Source organism: Streptomyces sp. NPDC047049 (genome assembly GCF_040643995.1).
Taxonomy (GTDB): Bacteria; Actinomycetota; Actinomycetes; order Streptomycetales; family Streptomycetaceae; genus Streptomyces; species Streptomyces mooreae.
In genome coordinates, this window is the sequence record NZ_JBEYVM010000007.1 from 24,861 (window position 1) to 39,784 (window position 14,924).

At 68.9% G+C, this 14,924-nt stretch carries 11 protein-coding genes; 3 read left to right on the forward strand and 8 right to left on the reverse strand.

What is annotated here, in order from left to right:
- Positions 1 to 30: 30 nt before the first annotated feature.
- The 7 genes from ABZ851_RS18145 to eccB all read right to left on the reverse strand — a co-directional run bounded on the left by ABZ851_RS18145 (position 31) and on the right by eccB (position 7,550).
- On the reverse strand, positions 31 to 1,338 hold the full coding sequence (locus tag ABZ851_RS18145; RefSeq protein WP_361128324.1) for a S8 family serine peptidase: 1,308 nt from the start codon (positions 1,336 to 1,338) through the stop codon (positions 31 to 33).
- Positions 1,339 to 1,428: 90 nt separating this feature from the next.
- A complete protein-coding gene (locus ABZ851_RS18150) occupies positions 1,429 to 2,937 on the reverse strand; it encodes a hypothetical protein (protein WP_361128327.1) in 1,509 nt (502 codons plus the stop codon).
- A gap of 40 nt (positions 2,938 to 2,977) precedes the next feature.
- Positions 2,978 to 3,325, reverse strand: a complete 348-nt coding sequence (locus ABZ851_RS18155; protein WP_361128330.1) for a hypothetical protein — start codon at positions 3,323 to 3,325, stop codon at positions 2,978 to 2,980.
- Between the two features lie 20 nt (positions 3,326 to 3,345).
- A complete protein-coding gene (mycP, locus tag ABZ851_RS18160) occupies positions 3,346 to 4,491 on the reverse strand; it encodes a type VII secretion-associated serine protease mycosin (RefSeq protein ID WP_361128333.1) in 1,146 nt (381 codons plus the stop codon).
- Between the two features lie 311 nt (positions 4,492 to 4,802).
- A complete protein-coding gene (locus ABZ851_RS18165) occupies positions 4,803 to 5,096 on the reverse strand; it encodes a WXG100 family type VII secretion target (RefSeq protein ID WP_006602760.1) in 294 nt (97 codons plus the stop codon).
- 122 nt (positions 5,097 to 5,218) lie between these two features.
- On the reverse strand, positions 5,219 to 5,542 hold the full coding sequence (locus ABZ851_RS18170) for a WXG100 family type VII secretion target (RefSeq protein WP_336051750.1): 324 nt from the start codon (positions 5,540 to 5,542) through the stop codon (positions 5,219 to 5,221).
- Positions 5,543 to 5,930: 388 nt separating this feature from the next.
- A complete protein-coding gene (gene eccB, locus ABZ851_RS18175) occupies positions 5,931 to 7,550 on the reverse strand; it encodes a type VII secretion protein EccB (protein WP_361128337.1) in 1,620 nt (539 codons plus the stop codon).
- A gap of 345 nt (positions 7,551 to 7,895) precedes the next feature.
- On the opposite strand from eccB, the gene eccE reads away from it, so the two are divergent.
- The 3 genes from eccE (at position 7,896) to ABZ851_RS18190 (ending at position 13,218) form a co-directional block, all read left to right on the forward strand.
- Positions 7,896 to 9,122, forward strand: a complete 1,227-nt coding sequence (gene eccE / locus ABZ851_RS18180; RefSeq protein WP_361128340.1) for a type VII secretion protein EccE — start codon at positions 7,896 to 7,898, stop codon at positions 9,120 to 9,122.
- On the forward strand, positions 9,122 to 9,967 hold the full coding sequence (locus ABZ851_RS18185) for a hypothetical protein (RefSeq protein ID WP_311625337.1): 846 nt from the start codon (positions 9,122 to 9,124) through the stop codon (positions 9,965 to 9,967). The genes eccE and ABZ851_RS18185 overlap by 1 nt, the downstream gene beginning before the upstream one ends.
- Before the next feature lie 341 nt (positions 9,968 to 10,308).
- A complete protein-coding gene (locus ABZ851_RS18190) occupies positions 10,309 to 13,218 on the forward strand; it encodes an SCO5717 family growth-regulating ATPase (RefSeq protein WP_361128344.1) in 2,910 nt (969 codons plus the stop codon).
- Positions 13,219 to 13,924: 706 nt separating this feature from the next.
- On the opposite strand, the gene ABZ851_RS18195 is transcribed toward ABZ851_RS18190, so the two are convergent.
- Positions 13,925 to 14,872, reverse strand: coding sequence for a bifunctional riboflavin kinase/FAD synthetase (locus ABZ851_RS18195; protein ID WP_088800337.1), 948 nt, complete (start codon positions 14,870 to 14,872; stop codon positions 13,925 to 13,927).
- Between the last annotated feature and the right edge of the window lie 52 nt (positions 14,873 to 14,924).

The window sequence follows — 14,924 nt, forward strand, 5'->3', positions numbered from 1 at the left end:
TGAGCTCACCGAGCCTGCAGGCCTGCGTCTCTACTGACGAGGCGGGTAGTTGGGCGGTGCCGACTGGTACCCGCCAGGGCCACCCGGCTGCTGGTAGGCACCGGGATACTGCGGGGGAACCCCCGCACCACCGTGCGGACCGCCGAAGCCACCACCACCCGGAGGCGGACCATTGCGGCGCTTCTTGCCGGCGACGATCACGCCGATGACAATCCCCAGCACAACGAGCACACCCACCGCGATACCGACAACCGCAAGGGGGCTCACGCCACTGCTCTCCTCGGCACCGCTGCTCGCCGAGGGGCTGCCCCCAGGCGCGCCGGCGCCGGCGGACGGCTCCGTGTCCTTCGGCATGGTGAGGGGCCCGTTCTTCGGGCCTGCCGGAATATTCTCCGAGAGGGCTCGGTACGGGCGAATCACTCCGTAGCCGTACTTGGGATCGGGAGACGTGACGCCCGTCTTGCCGTCCGGGGTGATCGCCGTCTTCGTGAGGCGATTGGCGACCTGGCCTGCGGTGAGGTCGGGGAACTTCGAGCGGACGAGGGCCGCGGCGGCGGAGACGTAGGCCGTTGAGTCGGAGGTGCCTGTGGCTTGCCGGTACTTCATGGAGGTACCGGCGGAGTAGATCTTCTCGCCCGGGGCGATCAGGCGGATATGGGGGCCGTAGTTTGACTCGCCTAGGACGTTGCCGTCTTCGGCGACTGCGCCGACCGCCAACACGCCGGGCGCTGCAGCTGGATAATTCGGCTTTCCGCTGCCGTCGTTGCCGGAACCGGCAACCAGCAACACGTCCTTCTTCACGGCATAGCTGATCGCGCTTTTTTCCGTCTCGGTCAGCGCGAAGGGCCCCGCAAAGGACATGTTGATGACCTTTGCGCCGTGATCAACCGCGTACCGAATGGGCCCATCGATATTGTTGGCGTCTCCACCGATCGATTCATTCCGCTTGATCGGAAGGATCTTCGCATCTGGCGCCAGACCCATGATTCCGTCAGCGTGGTGAGGCCCGTGCCCATGCCCCGCGATCAAGGCCGCCATTGCCGTGCCGTGGTCATCGCCGGATTCGTGGTCTGCGGTACCACCCCCGTCGGCAAAGCTCTTCCCCGGGAGCACATTTCCCTTGAGGTCGACGTGATCCCCGTTCACACCGGAGTCGATGACCGCCACAGTGACGTTCTTACCGGTCGACTCTTTCCACACCTTCTGCGGATTGAACGCATCAAGCGCCCACTGTCCGTCCCTGATGTAGTCCGCCGAAGCGGTCGGCGCGGCGGTGAAGAGCAGTGCTCCTGCCGCCGCCACGCCGCCAACTGCGCGCAGCGTCCGCGTGAAGCTCATGCTGCAACACCTCTCCTCAACAGGTTGCGGCCCGCAGCCCGAAGACTGCGGGCCCCACTCATTTCCGCCGCTGTCACACCCGAAGGCTAGCTACTCGATCACCTTCGGAGCCACATCTCGCTCGGTTGCCCAGGTCTCCTCGTCCTCGACCAGGTAGTCCGGCCGCTCACCGTTCTGCCCCTTGTCGTTCTTGCCCTTGGCCCCATGGGCACCATGCATCCCGGGCATCCCTGCCGAACGCCGGCTCCCGGATGCCCCGGCACCCGACTGGCCGCCACCACGGCTGCGGTGCAGACCCGAGCCGCCCTGGGAGCCACCGGCCCCCTTGCCTTCGGTGCTGCCACCAATGACGCCACCCTTCTGGCGAGCGAGGCCAAGGCCGCGCCCGGCTCCCCCGGCGCCCTTGGCACCGCCCTTGCCGCCTGCCGCACCGACGCCACCCATACCTGGCATGCCGGCACGTCCGGTCCCACGCCCGGCGGTCCCGGGGCCGGTGGTCCCGCCGGTACGACCACCGGCGCTCCCCGTGGTCCCACCAGTACGGCCGCCAGTGCCACCCTTCATGCCGCCCGGCACACCGGGGAGTCCTCCGGGACCGAGGCCGGTGCCGCCGCCAGGGCCGGTGCCACCACTCATGCCTCCGGTGCCGGGGCCGATGCCACCACCACCTGGGATGCTTCCGCCCCCCGTTCCGCCGGGGCCCAGGCCACCTTGCGGAGGAGTCAGGCTTTCAAGACCCGTGCCCACATGCGGCGTGAGAGAGCCCGGCCCCGGCATCGTGTTGCCGATACCGCCGCTGATCCCTGGCGTCTTCACACCGTCGCCCGAGAACCCCGGCCCCTTCTCCATGGGCTTCATCGACCCCCTACGCATCCCCTTGGGCTTGGTGACGCTCCCCGGAAGCGGGTAATGAACCGGCGGGATTCCCGGGTTGTCCGGCGGCGGGACGTTGTTCGGGTCGTCGACGTTGGGAGGCGTCGGCTTCCCGATCGCTGCCGCATTGGTCCTGTAGGCAGCGCCCAGATATTCCATGGTCGCTGCAGCCTTCAGCTGCGTTTCCTTCTGTGCCGACAGGTCGTCTTCGTTGTCCTTGACCACCTGAGTCGCGCTCTTGCCGTCGGCAAGCTGGGAGTCGGCGTTCTTGTCCTGGCGGTCGACGTGGTCGGTCGCCCAGTCCCAGGCGCGGTCGCCCCAGTCAGGCATCTCCATGCCGTCGAGATGCTGCTTGTACTCGCTCAGAGCCTCGTGCGCACGGCCCATGCCGTCGCTCACGTTCTTCGCGTACAGAGCACCGTTCCCGATGCTCTCGCTGATCTTCTTGGCTCGCTCCCGAAACGCCTTCGCCGCATCGCCGTCCCAGTGCTGCAAGACCTCCTCGATGGCCTTGTCGAAGTAGGCACGGATGCCACCACCGCTGTCGACCACCATCGTGTCGTGCACCTGTTTCCAGGCGTGGGAAACGCCGGCGACCGTCTCCGGCTTCGCATCGGCCACCATGGCCTTCAGCGACATGAAGTCAATCTTGTAGAACTTCGTTGTGTTCTCGATGGCATAGCACTTGTCCTGCGGTGCGTACTTGTTGTCCGCGTAACTACCCACGCCCCTGCCCCCTCTTCCGCTGCGAGCTCGATGCCATCGTTCAGGAGTAGTTTCTGTGCGCCGAAGGCTGGCCGCTCTTCAACGCATTGCTCGTGCTCTGCTCCTGGTCCTGATAGGCGCCATGAGTCTTCGTCGTCTTCTTCTGAAGATCATCGATCAAGTCCTCAAGCTTTTTGAGCACGTATTTCTCGATGAACTCCTTCATGGTGTCATGCGTCTGCCGCAGTTCACCTTCTTCCGCGAAACCCTTCCCCAGCGAGCCCGCCGGAAGATGCGTCCCGCTCTTCGCCTTGCCCGAGGCGCTTTGCATGTCCTTGAGCACGTTGTTGAGCTTCTTGACGACTTCATCGAGCCTGTCAAGATCGACGCGGTAGGAATCGTTAGCCATCCTTGGCCTCCCCGTGTTTGCTATGAAGTTTTCCGACGCCAGTCACGAAGTGCGATGGCGCAGCCCACCACCGTACCGACGGCCAGAAGTCCGCCGCCGACAATGTAGACGGCCACCCGCGCACGCCGGTCCTCGGGGCTTTCGCCGAGGGTGACCGCGACCGGATGGATATCGGAGCCGTCAGCCACGTTCGCGGGCTTGTCCGGCTTGGGTTCGGCAGTGGGCTCGGTGTCGTCGTTGAGAGCTGCCACCGGGTCGACGACGCCCCAGCCGATGAAGTTGTCGCGGCCCTTGCCCACACGCTCGGCGGTCTGCTCGAGGTGCCAGATGAGCTGCTGCGGCGACCAGTCCTTGTGCTTGGCCTTGAGAAGGGCCGCGGCTCCCGTGACGTAGGGAGCGGAGAAGCTGGTGCCCTGGTCGACGCAGTTGCCGCCGTCGGGGACCGTGGAGACCATGTCGACGCCGGGGGCGGCGATCTGGACGAAGGGGCCGGACTGCGAGAAGGGCGCGCGCTCGTTGTTGCGGTCCGAGGCGGCCACGGCCAGGACATTGGGGTACTTGCTGGAGTACGCGGCGGGGTACATGTTCTTTTCGCCGCCGTCGGCGCCACCGTTGCCGGCCGAGGCGACCACCAGAATGCCCTTGGTGTTGGCGCGGGCGATCGACTGCTCGAGGGTGGGCAGCAGGCGTGGGTCCGCGCCGGTTCCCTGGGAGATGTTGATGATGTCGACGTCCTCCGCCACGGCCTTGTCCACCGCCTTGGCGAGGCTGTCGGCGGTTCCGGCCTTCTCGTCCGAAGTCTGCTGGAACGGGATGACGGTGGCCCTGGGCGCGATCCCGAAGAAGCCGGAACCCTTGATGAGGCGGGCGGCGATGATGCCTGCGACCTTGGTGCCGTGGCCGACCTTGTCCTCGGTCGGCTTGCCGTTGACAAAGGACTTGCCGCCGCTGCCGATTGCGCTTTTCAGCTGCTGGTTACCGGCGTCGATACCGGTGTCGATAACACCGACCCGGATCCCCTGCCCCTTCATTCCATTGGCCCACAGCTGATTCGTCAGGAGGCGCTGCAGGGACCACGGGGTCTCTGCGATGTTGTCCGTGCCGAACTTGCACTCACCGCTGTTGAGCGGCACGTTCTCGTCCGCGATTGCCGGCGCGGCGGTCACGCTCGACAGGCCGGCAAGGCACACCGCCAAAACCAGTGCGCTCGCCGCTCGGCGACGGTGCCCGGCTCGATGACCAATGGCGCGAGATCCCACGGGTTGTCTGCTCTCCATGTGTGACGGAACGGTCGGGGCGAGGAGTGAGGAAACGGCGGAGAAAGGGGCGGGGTGGAGGAGGTGGCGGGGATATTGCGGGGCGGTATCGGACGGCAGAAGGGCGAGCGCACCGTTGCAGCGCGCTCGCCCTCATTGACCACTGTGCGAGCCGTCGGGCTGCTCAGCCGGTCGCTATCCGTACCGTTGCTGCCGTGAGGTCAGCCCGCCCAGATACCGGAGTTCTTGTGCTCGGTGGCCTGGTAGTTCTGAGCGGCCTGGTCCAGCGCCTTGGCGATGGCCTCAAGCGTCGAGTGCAGGGAGGCCGCACGCTGGTCCCACTCGCGCTGGCGGGCCTGGTAGCCCTCCTGCGCCGCGCCTTCCCAGCTGGCGGCGATCTTCTTGACGCCCGCCTCGAGGTCGTCGAGCTGCTGGCGGATGTTGTTGGCCGTACCGCGCACGTCGGAACTGGCCTGCGAGATCGTCGCGAAATTAACGAGGATCTGGCCTGACATGGTGTCTCCTCAGGAGTTGATGAAGCCTGGTCGATGCACGTGCCACAGCGGGCCGGCGGACGAACCGGTGAGCCCGGGCTGTGGCGGTGGGCCGTTGCGCCGCGGTCAGCGACGCGGCCCCATCATCCGAACGGGGAAGCCGAGGCGGAGATGTGCGAGATCGACTGGGCCTGCTCCTCTTCGGAGGCGGAGTAGTTCTTCGTGGTCGCGTCGATCGCTTCCTTGATCTCACCCAGCAGCTGGTTGAGACGGGTGGCGTCCTGGTTCACCTGGGACTGGAGCTGGTTGTACGAGGAGGCCGCAGCACCCTTCCAACCGGACGTGATGGTGTCGACGACCGTGTTCAGGCGCGAGATCTCGCCCTGGATCGACTGGTTGACCGAGGAGATCTTGCCGCTGAACGCGACCATCTCCTCCTCGGTGGTTGTGTACTGCTGACCAGCCATAGTCAACGTCCCCCATGAGACTTGTACGTCGTACCGCGACATGCCGCCAACAGGCGCTCGCGCGGCAGGCATCTCCTGCTGACGCCTTTGGCTACTTTAACCACTCCATATGGCTGTTCCCAACAGGGGGAGGGTTCTTGTGACGGGATCACAACATCGTCAACTGGCCGCCATGGAAACGCCGTTCAAATGAACCGGACGAAAGCGATGCTATCGGTCAGGCCGGGGCGTACGGAAGTAGCGAAGCTCGCATCCGGAAGGCCGCAGCGATCGAGGTGAATTCTGCGGTGCACGGAATGCGGACGCCGAAGTCCGCGCCGATTCCCGTGACGGAACCGGCGCGGACCTCGCACCCCTCGGAACGTCAGCCCTCAGGCCCTGGTGCCGCTCAGGACGACTGCGGCTTCTTGGCGCTGCGGATGTCCAGCGCCGGCCCCTCGGAGAGCAGGGAGGACCAGGCCTTCAGAATCAGCGGCGGATGTGTGCCCCCGTAGCCGAGGTGAAGCATCGACTGGTCGACTTCCTGCTTCTCGTTGCCCGCCTTGCCCCCGCCGTCGTTGTTCCGCGGAACGGAGTAGCGCAGCCCCGTGTCGGTGGCCAGGAAAAGGCTGCCGTTCTTCGCTTTGGGAGTGGGCACCTCCGTGTACAGCAGGCCGCTGCCGGGGGTGACGTACGAGCTGGCGCCGCTGGCGAGCTTGGCCGGGTAGTCCTTGCCGACCCAGGTCTGCATGTCCGGCACGCCGTTCGGGTAGCCGAGCTGCTTCTCCTCGCCGCCCGGGTACTTGTTGTTGGTGCCGTTGTAGACGCTGCAGGACACGCCGCTGCGCGCGGGCGTGACCAGTCCGCCGTTCTGGGAAGCGAAGTTGTTGGCAGCGGAGACCGCCTCCTTCGGCCACGGCGAATCGAAGTCGCCGAACGTCTTCCCCAGGTACGTCGTCAGGTTCCCCGCGTCATCCTTCTTGGGGGAGATGCTGCTGGCGGCGACGGGGACGGGGACGATCGGCGAACCGTCGGAGTGCAGCTTCCGCGCGTTCGAGCCCTGCTCCAGGAGCCTGGCGACGAAATTCGTCACCTGCTCGACGCCGTCCTTCTCCACGACGTACTTGTGACCGTCGCTGTCCTCGAGGATCGAGCCGACCCGCTTGCCCTTCTCCGGGACCTTCGAATCGGTGGTCATCGTGCCCGCCTGCTCGACCTGCGGCATGCTGATGGACAGCTGGTCCGGGAGGGTGAGGAGGGTGTCCATGTACTGCTGCGACACCTTCTGCGGCTGGGTGTTGGGGCCGAAGACGATACGGCGCAGCAGGGCGTCACCGTCCGCCCTGCTGCCGGGCCACCCGCCCATACGGGTCGAGTTGAACCCGAACGCCATGCCGTTGTTGTCGACCAGCCACCTCTTGCCGCGGGGGTCCTCGACGTACAGGGCCTGATGGACGTCGAGCTTGCCCTTGCCCTCGACGAGCTTCTTGTCCTTGCCGGCCAGCACGAAGACGGCCTGCTGCGGCTTGGCGTTCACACTGGCGCCGGGGCGGTTGCACACCGCCCAGGTCTTCGGCTTGTCGGCGTCCTTGGTGCCGGGCAGCCGGTCGGGGGCGTACGGAATGCCGAGGGCGGGCCCGTGCGGAAGCTTTCCGTCCAGCTCGGATTCCTTGACCTTGACGACTTTGAAGTTCGGGTCGATAAGAAGCCGGGCGGAGGCGAGATTCAGGATGGGATGCAGCAGTTTCTGGTGGTGGCTTTCCAGAACGATGTAACGCGTGGTCGATTCGTCCCCGACGACGACATTCTTGCCGACCTCGTCCCAGCCCTGTGGCGCAACCGGCTTGAGAATGCCGCACGCACCGAATCCCACGAGCATCACGACACCCATGACGATACTCGGCACCACCGCCTTGAGCGGCTTGGGGGCACTCTCGATCGATCCGTTCGGCAGCGGCTTCAGAAATGCCGCATTCGTGCGCTTTCGAGCAAACGAATACGCATTCAGCTCGTCCCGACGTGATGCCATTGTTGCTTTCTCTCCCCGCCTGTCGGATCTACCTCGACCGCCCCCGGCACTCACGCCGTAGCGCCCTCTACTATGCCGTGTGTCGATCGACCCGTACGGTACGGGTGCCACCTTCCAACGCACCAGTCTCAGCGGGCGACCGACACGTCCAGAGGCCACACCACCAGTAGAGGAGCAGGCCGGGGGATGTCCAGCGCCACCAGGGCTCGACGCCGCAATGGGCGGCAACAGCAGCAACCGCCTTCCGCTGCCCCGCAATACGCGGGAAATGCTGACCAAAACGGCACAGCTTCGGGCAACAGAGGAAATGGCGGCGGGGATTCCGCGGCCCGTCCGGCCGGTCCGGTGGCACCGCGGCTGCGCCAACAGGCCGGAACCATCGGCGGGGTGCGCGTCCAGCAGCTGGCCATCATCGAACTCGCCGCGGCGCTGGTGCTGGTGGGCTGGACGATCCATCCGGCCGCACTGACCGCGGCCATTGTGATCGCGGCTCTTCTGGTCATTTTCGCGCTCGGCCGGCGGCGGAGGATTCCGCTGCCGGAATGGATCACGACCGTGCGCGCCATGAAGCGGCGCGGCAAGGACAGCAACTCCGCGCTCGCGGCGACGCAGGGCGTGGACCCCGCGTTCGCGCCGGTGGTGGAGTGCGAACCGGCCCTGCGGACCTACGAGTTCACCACCGAGTCGGACCAGCGCGCCATCGGGTTCGTCGGTGACGGGACGTTCCTGACGGCCCTCGTCCAGGTGGACGCCCGTGACGAGCCGCTGCGGCCGCAGCGCGGCAGCCACATGCTGCCGCTCGAGGTGCTGCACACCGCGCTCGACGTCGAGGACATCCACCTCGAATCGGTGCAGTTCGTTCAGTACAGCCAGCCCGCGCCGGCGCCGCACCTGCCCGAACAGGCCGTCGCGGCCCGTTCGTACGCGCCGCTGCAGGCCCAGGCGCAGACGCCGGCGCTGCAGCTGACGTGGATCGCGCTCAAGCTGGACCCCGAGCTGTGCTCGGAGGCGATCGAGGCCCGCGGCGGCGGGATGGAGGGCGCCAAGCGTTCGCTGCTGCGCGCCGCCGACCAGCTCGTCAGCCGGCTGACCGCCCACGGCGTCCGCGCCAAGGTGCTCGCCGAGCGCGAGGTCGTGGCCGCGATCGGTACCGCGGTGTGCGTCAGCCCGCGGGCCGCCAACGGGGCGATGGGGCGCGACGGCCGGGCGGCCCGCCGCACCCAGGAGACGACCCGGGCGATGCGCTGCGACGACCGCTGGCACACCACCTACTGGATCGGCCGCTGGCCCCAACTGGGGCAGGGCGGGGCCCCGTTGGCAGCCATCACCCAGCTGCTGACCAGCACCCGGGCGATGGCCAGCACCTTCACGCTGACCGCCACGCACGGCGGCGGCCGCGCCCCGGCCATCTCGGGTTACGTCCGTCTTTCCACCCGCAGTGAGAACGAACTCTCCGCCGCGCAGAGCGAATTGGAGCGCCGTTCCGGTTCCGTGAAGGTCGGGCTCGTACGGCTCGACCGGGAGCAGCTGCCCGGCCTGCTGGCCACGCTTCCCCTCGGAGGTACCCGCTGATGGCCTCTCCCACCTATCAGCCCCGCGTCAACACCAGCGGCAACGGCTGGCGCAATCCCCCCGTCGCGGGCGGCGTCACCGGTGGCGGCCGCCTCTCGCACCAGCCGCGTCCGGACGAGGGGCAGTCGGGTCCGAACGGCCCCAAGCCCCGGCCCGGTTTCGGCCTGCGCGGCCCGCGGCGCAGCCCGCACATCCTGACCGCGGAATCGCTCGCCTCGCTGACCCTGCCGGTCGGTGACGACGGCGTGATCATCGGCATCGACCCGCAGAACCAGCCCGCCGTGCTGAGCCTGCTGCGGCCGGCGCCCATGGAGATCGCGCTGGTCGGCAGCATGTGGATGGCGCAGGTGCTGGCGCTGCGTACGGTCGCCACCGGCGCGCGGGTCGCGGTCGAGACGGCCCGGCCGCCGGCCTGGGGGCAGATGGCGCAGGCCGCGGGCGGCGGGCAGCAGTGCGTCTCCGTCCACGATGTGCGTCAGATCGCGCCCCAGGGGCCGTCGGTTTCCAGCCCGGTGCTGGTCGTACGGGACATGGGTGCGCGGCCGCCGCGCAATCAGCTCGCCCCGAGCCCCTGGCAGTCGGTGCTGACCGTACTGCCCTTCCTCGGGCCGCGGTCGCCGCAGATGCTCAGCCGCGCCGACCTGGTCGGCCTGCAGCGGCTTTCGCCCGAGGAGACCGAGGTTGTGACGCGAATCATGCGGCTGCCCGAGCAGGTCGGCGCGGTGCTGCCGACGCTCAGCGACAACGCCATGCTGTGGTGTTCGCGCGACGGCCACCAGTTCGTCATGACCCAGCCGACGGAAGCGGAGACCAACCTGCTCGGCGGCCCGCGCCGCATGGACTGAGGGACTGACCGACGCTGCGGGCCGGTTGCCCTTCGGGGCGCCGCGTCCGCACGTACACCACCGGCCGCGGGTACGGCCGTGACGGGCGCGCCCACGGGTGCGCCCGTCGGCGTGCCGAGGGGCCCCAAGCGACAGGGCACCGACTGCCGCGATGTGCCGAGTCTTGATTAGGCTGTACGGGAGAGCCGCAGGAGCACAGCACGACGGCAGTCGAAACGGGGACGGAGACAGTTAGTGTTGGCGCAACCCCGGGTGGTGTGTTCCGACTTCCGCTACATCCGATCGATCCGCCTGTATCCGGTCCTGCCGTTCAGGTGCGTTGCAGTACACCAGGAGGCACAGTGAACGAGCAGGAGGCTTTCCGTCCGGACGGAAACGATCCTGACGACGACCAGTCCGAGTTCGACCTGACCGGTGAGTTCAAGATCGATTTCGCCGCACCGGCCTGGTACGCGAGCAACGACACCAGTGGTGGGGGCGCGAGTGCCGCCTCCCCCGCGACTCCTCCTGCGTCTTCGCCCACCGCTCCGCCCGCCGCCGCCCAGCCCCCGCTCGGCCCGCCCACCGGCCAGCCGCTGCCCGGGCCCGCCCAGGGGGCGCCCGGAATTCCGCCGCAGCAGAGTGCGCCCGGGATTCCTCAGCAGGGGGTGCCGGCGACCCCGCCGCCCGTGGACGCCGCCCCGCCGAGCTTCCCGACCCTGCGCCCGCAGGACACCGGCAATGACGTACCGGCCGCCGTCAGCGACGCGCCGGCCACCGCAACTCCCGGCCCCCAGCCGACCGCGGAGGCCGCTCCGGCCACGGACGACGGTGCGGACGCCGGCAATCGCCGCTCGGGCACGGGTGTCGACCCGTCGATTTCCCTCTGGGGCGACGACGAGAACGACGAGCCCGAGGCGGCGAACGCGTCCGAGCCCGAGGCCGGGCCCGAAGCTGAGGCGCAGTCCGAGGCCGAGGCACAGCCCGAGGCCGACGCCGCGCCCGCGGTGGCCCCGGAGCCCGCACCCACCGCGGTGCCGCAGCCCGAGGCCGCCCAGCCGCCGTACGCCGCCGAGGGGGGAGCTCCGGCCCCGCAGGCGGTCGCTCCCGCCCAGCCCGCCCCTGAGGCCACGCCGCAGAGCGGGCAGCCCGCACCGGCCCAGCCGCAGCCGCAGGCTCAGCCCCAGCCGCAACAGACCGCGCCCCAGCAGGGCATGCCGCAGCAAGGCGTGCCCCAGCAGGGCATGCCGCAGCAGACGCCTCCGCAGGGCGTGCCCCAACAGGGCGTACCTCAGCAAGGCGTTCCGCAGCAGGGGGTGCCTCAGCAGGGTGCTCCGTGGGGCGCTGCGGCAGAGGGCCAGCAGCAGGGGGTGCCCGGGCAGGGCACCCTGCCGCCGCTGCCGGCGGAGTTCCAGCCGGCGGACCCGCGGATGGCTCAGGCACAGGCTCAGGCCGCCCAGCAGGGCCAGCAGGCCCCACAGCCTCAGCAGGGCCAGCAGCAGGCACCGGCCCAGCAGCAACAGCAGGCGCCGCAGCCGCAGGCCGGCTATCCGCAGGGGCAGCCCGCTCAGCACGGTGGCTACCCGCAGCAGCAGGGCGTCCCCGGCCAGCAGCAGCCCGCGTACGGCTATCCGCAGTCGGGTTACGGCTACCCCCAGCAGGGCCAGCCGCAGCCACAGCAGCACGCGGCGGCCCAGCAGTCCGGTTACGGCTATCCGCAGACCGGTGCGCAGGGCTACCCGCAGCAGGGCCAGTACCCCCAGCAGGCGCAGGCCCACTACGGCCAGCAGCAGGCCGCCGCGCAGCAGGCAGCTCAGGCCCAGGCAGCGCAGGCCCAGGCGGCACAGGCGCAGCAGGCGCAGGCCGCCCAGCAAGCACAACAGGCCCAGCAGGCGCAGCAACAGGCCCAGCAAGCCCAGCAGCAGGCACACCAGGCCCAGCAGGGCCAGCAGGCTCAACAGGGCCAGCAGGCCTACCAGCCGCTCCCCGGCCAGCAGGCCGGCGACCCCAACGCGGCGGCGAACTACGCGTCGTACTCACAGCCGGGGCAGCAGCAGCCGCAGCAGCGGGCCGCTCCCGGTGCGCCGCTCGGCTACAGCGCCGCGGTGGAGCTGACCTCCGACCGGCTGCTGCGCAACCAGCCCAAGAAGCGCAAGCCGGGCGCCAATGCCCAGCCGTCCAAGTTCAAGCTGGGCGCGAAGAAGGAGGAGGCGGAGCGCCAGCGCAAGCTGGAGCTGATCCGTACTCCGGTGATGTCCTGCTACCGGATCGCGGTGATCAGCCTCAAGGGCGGTGTCGGCAAGACCACTACGACGACCGCGCTCGGCTCCACCCTCGCGTCCGAGCGGCAGGACAAGATCCTGGCGATCGACGCCAACCCGGACGCCGGCACGCTCGGCCGACGGGTGCGGCGGGAGACCGGTGCGACCATCCGTGACCTGGTGGGTGCGATCCCGCACCTGCACAGCTACATGGACATCCGCCGGTTCACCTCGCAGGCACCTTCGGGCCTGGAGATCCTCGCCAACGACGTGGACCCCGCGGTCTCCACGACGTTCAACGACGAGGACTACCGGCGGGCGATCGACATCCTCGGGAAGCAGTACCCGATCATCCTCACCGACTCGGGTACGGGTCTGCTCTACAGCGCGATGCGCGGAGTGCTCGACCTCGCCGACCAGTTGATCATCATCTCCACCCCGTCCGTGGACGGTGCGAGCAGCGCGAGCACCACCCTGGACTGGCTGTCCGCGCACGGCTATGCCGACCTGGTGCAGCGGGGCATCACGGTCATCTCGGGTGTCCGCGAGACCGGCAAGATGATCAAGATCGATGACATCGTGTCGCACTTCGAGACCCGCTGCCGCGGTGTGGTGGTCGTCCCCTTCGACGAACATCTCGCCGCAGGTGCCGAGGTCGACCTGGACATGATGCGGCCCAAGACCCGTGAGGCGTACTTCAACCTCTCCGCCCTGGTGGCTGAGGACTTCACGCGGGCGCAGCAGGCGGCGGGGATGTACCCGCAGCAGCAGATGGGCGGCGACCCGTACGCCCAGCAGCAGTACGCCCAGCAGGGCCAGCCGCAACAGCAGCCGCAGCAGGGCACACCGCCACCGCCGCCGGCCGGTTACAGCCAGCAGCAGGGCGGCTGGACCCAGCAGCCCGCCCAGCCGCCGGCCCACTGGCAGCAGCAACAGCCGGCTCCGGACGCACCGCAGCCGGAACACCCCGGCCTGGCGCCGGGATGGCAGCAGCAGCCGCCTCCGCAGTGAGGCGGGCGTAACGGCACGGCCATGGCGCACTACGGGGCGGGGCCCGGCATCAGCGAGATGCCGGGCCCCGCCCCGTAGCACGTCTTCCCTCGGACGAGTGAACCCTTCTTGGCCGAACTGCGCCTGAAATCAGCCGAGTTGGCGACGCCGCATCTCCGTACCGTCGAAACCCCGGAGTGGCGATACGGCACCTGCGCACCGTCCAACGCCCGTGTTGGCGATACCGCATCTCCACACCCGCCCGGCCCCGAGTCGGCGAGACGGCACCTCCACACCGCCCACCCTCGAGTTGGCGATACCGAACCTCCACCTCGCCCACCCAAGTTGGCGATACCGCACCTCTACACCCGCCCACCCCCCGAAGGGGGGTGGGCGGCGGGGAAAAAACCTGAGGGGGAACCGGGGGAACCGGGGGGAACCGGGGGGAACCGGGGGGAACCGGGGGGAAAAACCAGCTGGGGGGGGGAGGGCCCGCGGGAAGGGCCGGGCGGGGGAAAAGACCGAGCCAGCGGAAGGACCGAGCCGGCGGGACGACCAGGCCGGCGGAAGGACCGGGCGGGCGGGAGGACCGGGCCCGGGGAAAAGACCAGGCAGGAAAAGGCCGGGCAAGGACCGAGCGGCAGGCCCCCCGGGGAGGAAAGGCGGCCGTCCCCGAAGGAAAGAAAGCCCCCGCCCCGAAGGGAACGAACGCCAGAAGCGCGAAGTCTCAGCCCGCGTCCGCGATCAGGCCCCGAGCCAGCTTCACATCGACCGCCATCCGCTCCAGCAGCGCGTCGAGCGTGTCGAACTTCTCCTGGCCGCGGATGTAGGCGACGAAGTCCACCCCGACGTGCAGCCCGTACAGATCCAGGCCGACACGGTCGATGGCATACGCCTCGACGGTCCGTGCCGTGCCGTCGAACTGCGGGTTGGTGCCGACCGAGATGGCCGCCGGCATCGCCTCGCCCTCGACCTGCAGCAGCCCGGCGTAGACGCCGTCGGCCGGGATCGCGGTGTGCGGCAGGGTCTCCACATTGGCCGTCGGGAAGCCCAGTTCACGGCCGCGCTGGGCACCGCGTACGACGACGCCCTCGACCCGGTGCGGCCTTCCCAGGACCTCCATCGCGCCGGCCACATCGCCCTCGGCGACCAGGCGGCGGGTGAGCGTGGAGGAGAACGGCTCGCCGCCGCCCGCCGCCCCGCGCTCGTAGAGGTCGATGACCTCCACGGTGTAGTCGTAGGTGGTCCCGAGCTCCGCGAGGGTCGCGACATTGCCGGTCGCCTTGTGCCCGAAGCGGAAGTTGGGGCCCTCGACGACGACCTGGGCGTGCAGCTTGTCGACCAGCACCTTGACCACGAAATCGGCCGGCGCCAGCTTCGAGAACTCCTTGGTGAACGGGAGAATGAGCACCGCGTCCACCCCCAGGCCGGCCATCAGCTCCGCACGCCGGTCGTGCGGCGCCAGCAGCGGCGGGTGGGTACCGGGCCGCACGACCTCGCTCGGGTGCGGGTCGAAGGTGACGACCACCGCGGGGATCCCCAGCTCACGGGCGCGCGCGACGGCCTTGCCGATGATCAGTTGGTGGCCGCGGTGCACTCCGTCGTAGGAGCCGATGGTGACGACGCTGCGTCCCCAGCCCTCGGGGATGTCCTCCAAGCCACGCCAGCGCTGCACAGTGCCCGCTCCTCGCCCGAACCCTTGTCCGTCCATTGCGCCAATTCGGCAT

Coding starts and splice junctions, on each gene's coding strand:
- eccB (WP_361128337.1), bottom strand. CDS start 7,550: ATGGCATCACGTCGGGACGAGCTGAATGCGTATTCGTTTGCTCGAAAG.
- ABZ851_RS18155 (WP_361128330.1), bottom strand. CDS start 3,325: ATGGCTAACGATTCCTACCGCGTCGATCTTGACAGGCTCGATGAAGTC.
- ABZ851_RS18170 (WP_336051750.1), bottom strand. CDS start 5,542: ATGGCTGGTCAGCAGTACACAACCACCGAGGAGGAGATGGTCGCGTTC.
- ABZ851_RS18165 (WP_006602760.1), bottom strand. CDS start 5,096: ATGTCAGGCCAGATCCTCGTTAATTTCGCGACGATCTCGCAGGCCAGT.
- ABZ851_RS18145 (WP_361128324.1), bottom strand. CDS start 1,338: ATGAGCTTCACGCGGACGCTGCGCGCAGTTGGCGGCGTGGCGGCGGCA.
- ABZ851_RS18185 (WP_311625337.1), top strand. CDS start 9,122: ATGGCCTCTCCCACCTATCAGCCCCGCGTCAACACCAGCGGCAACGGC.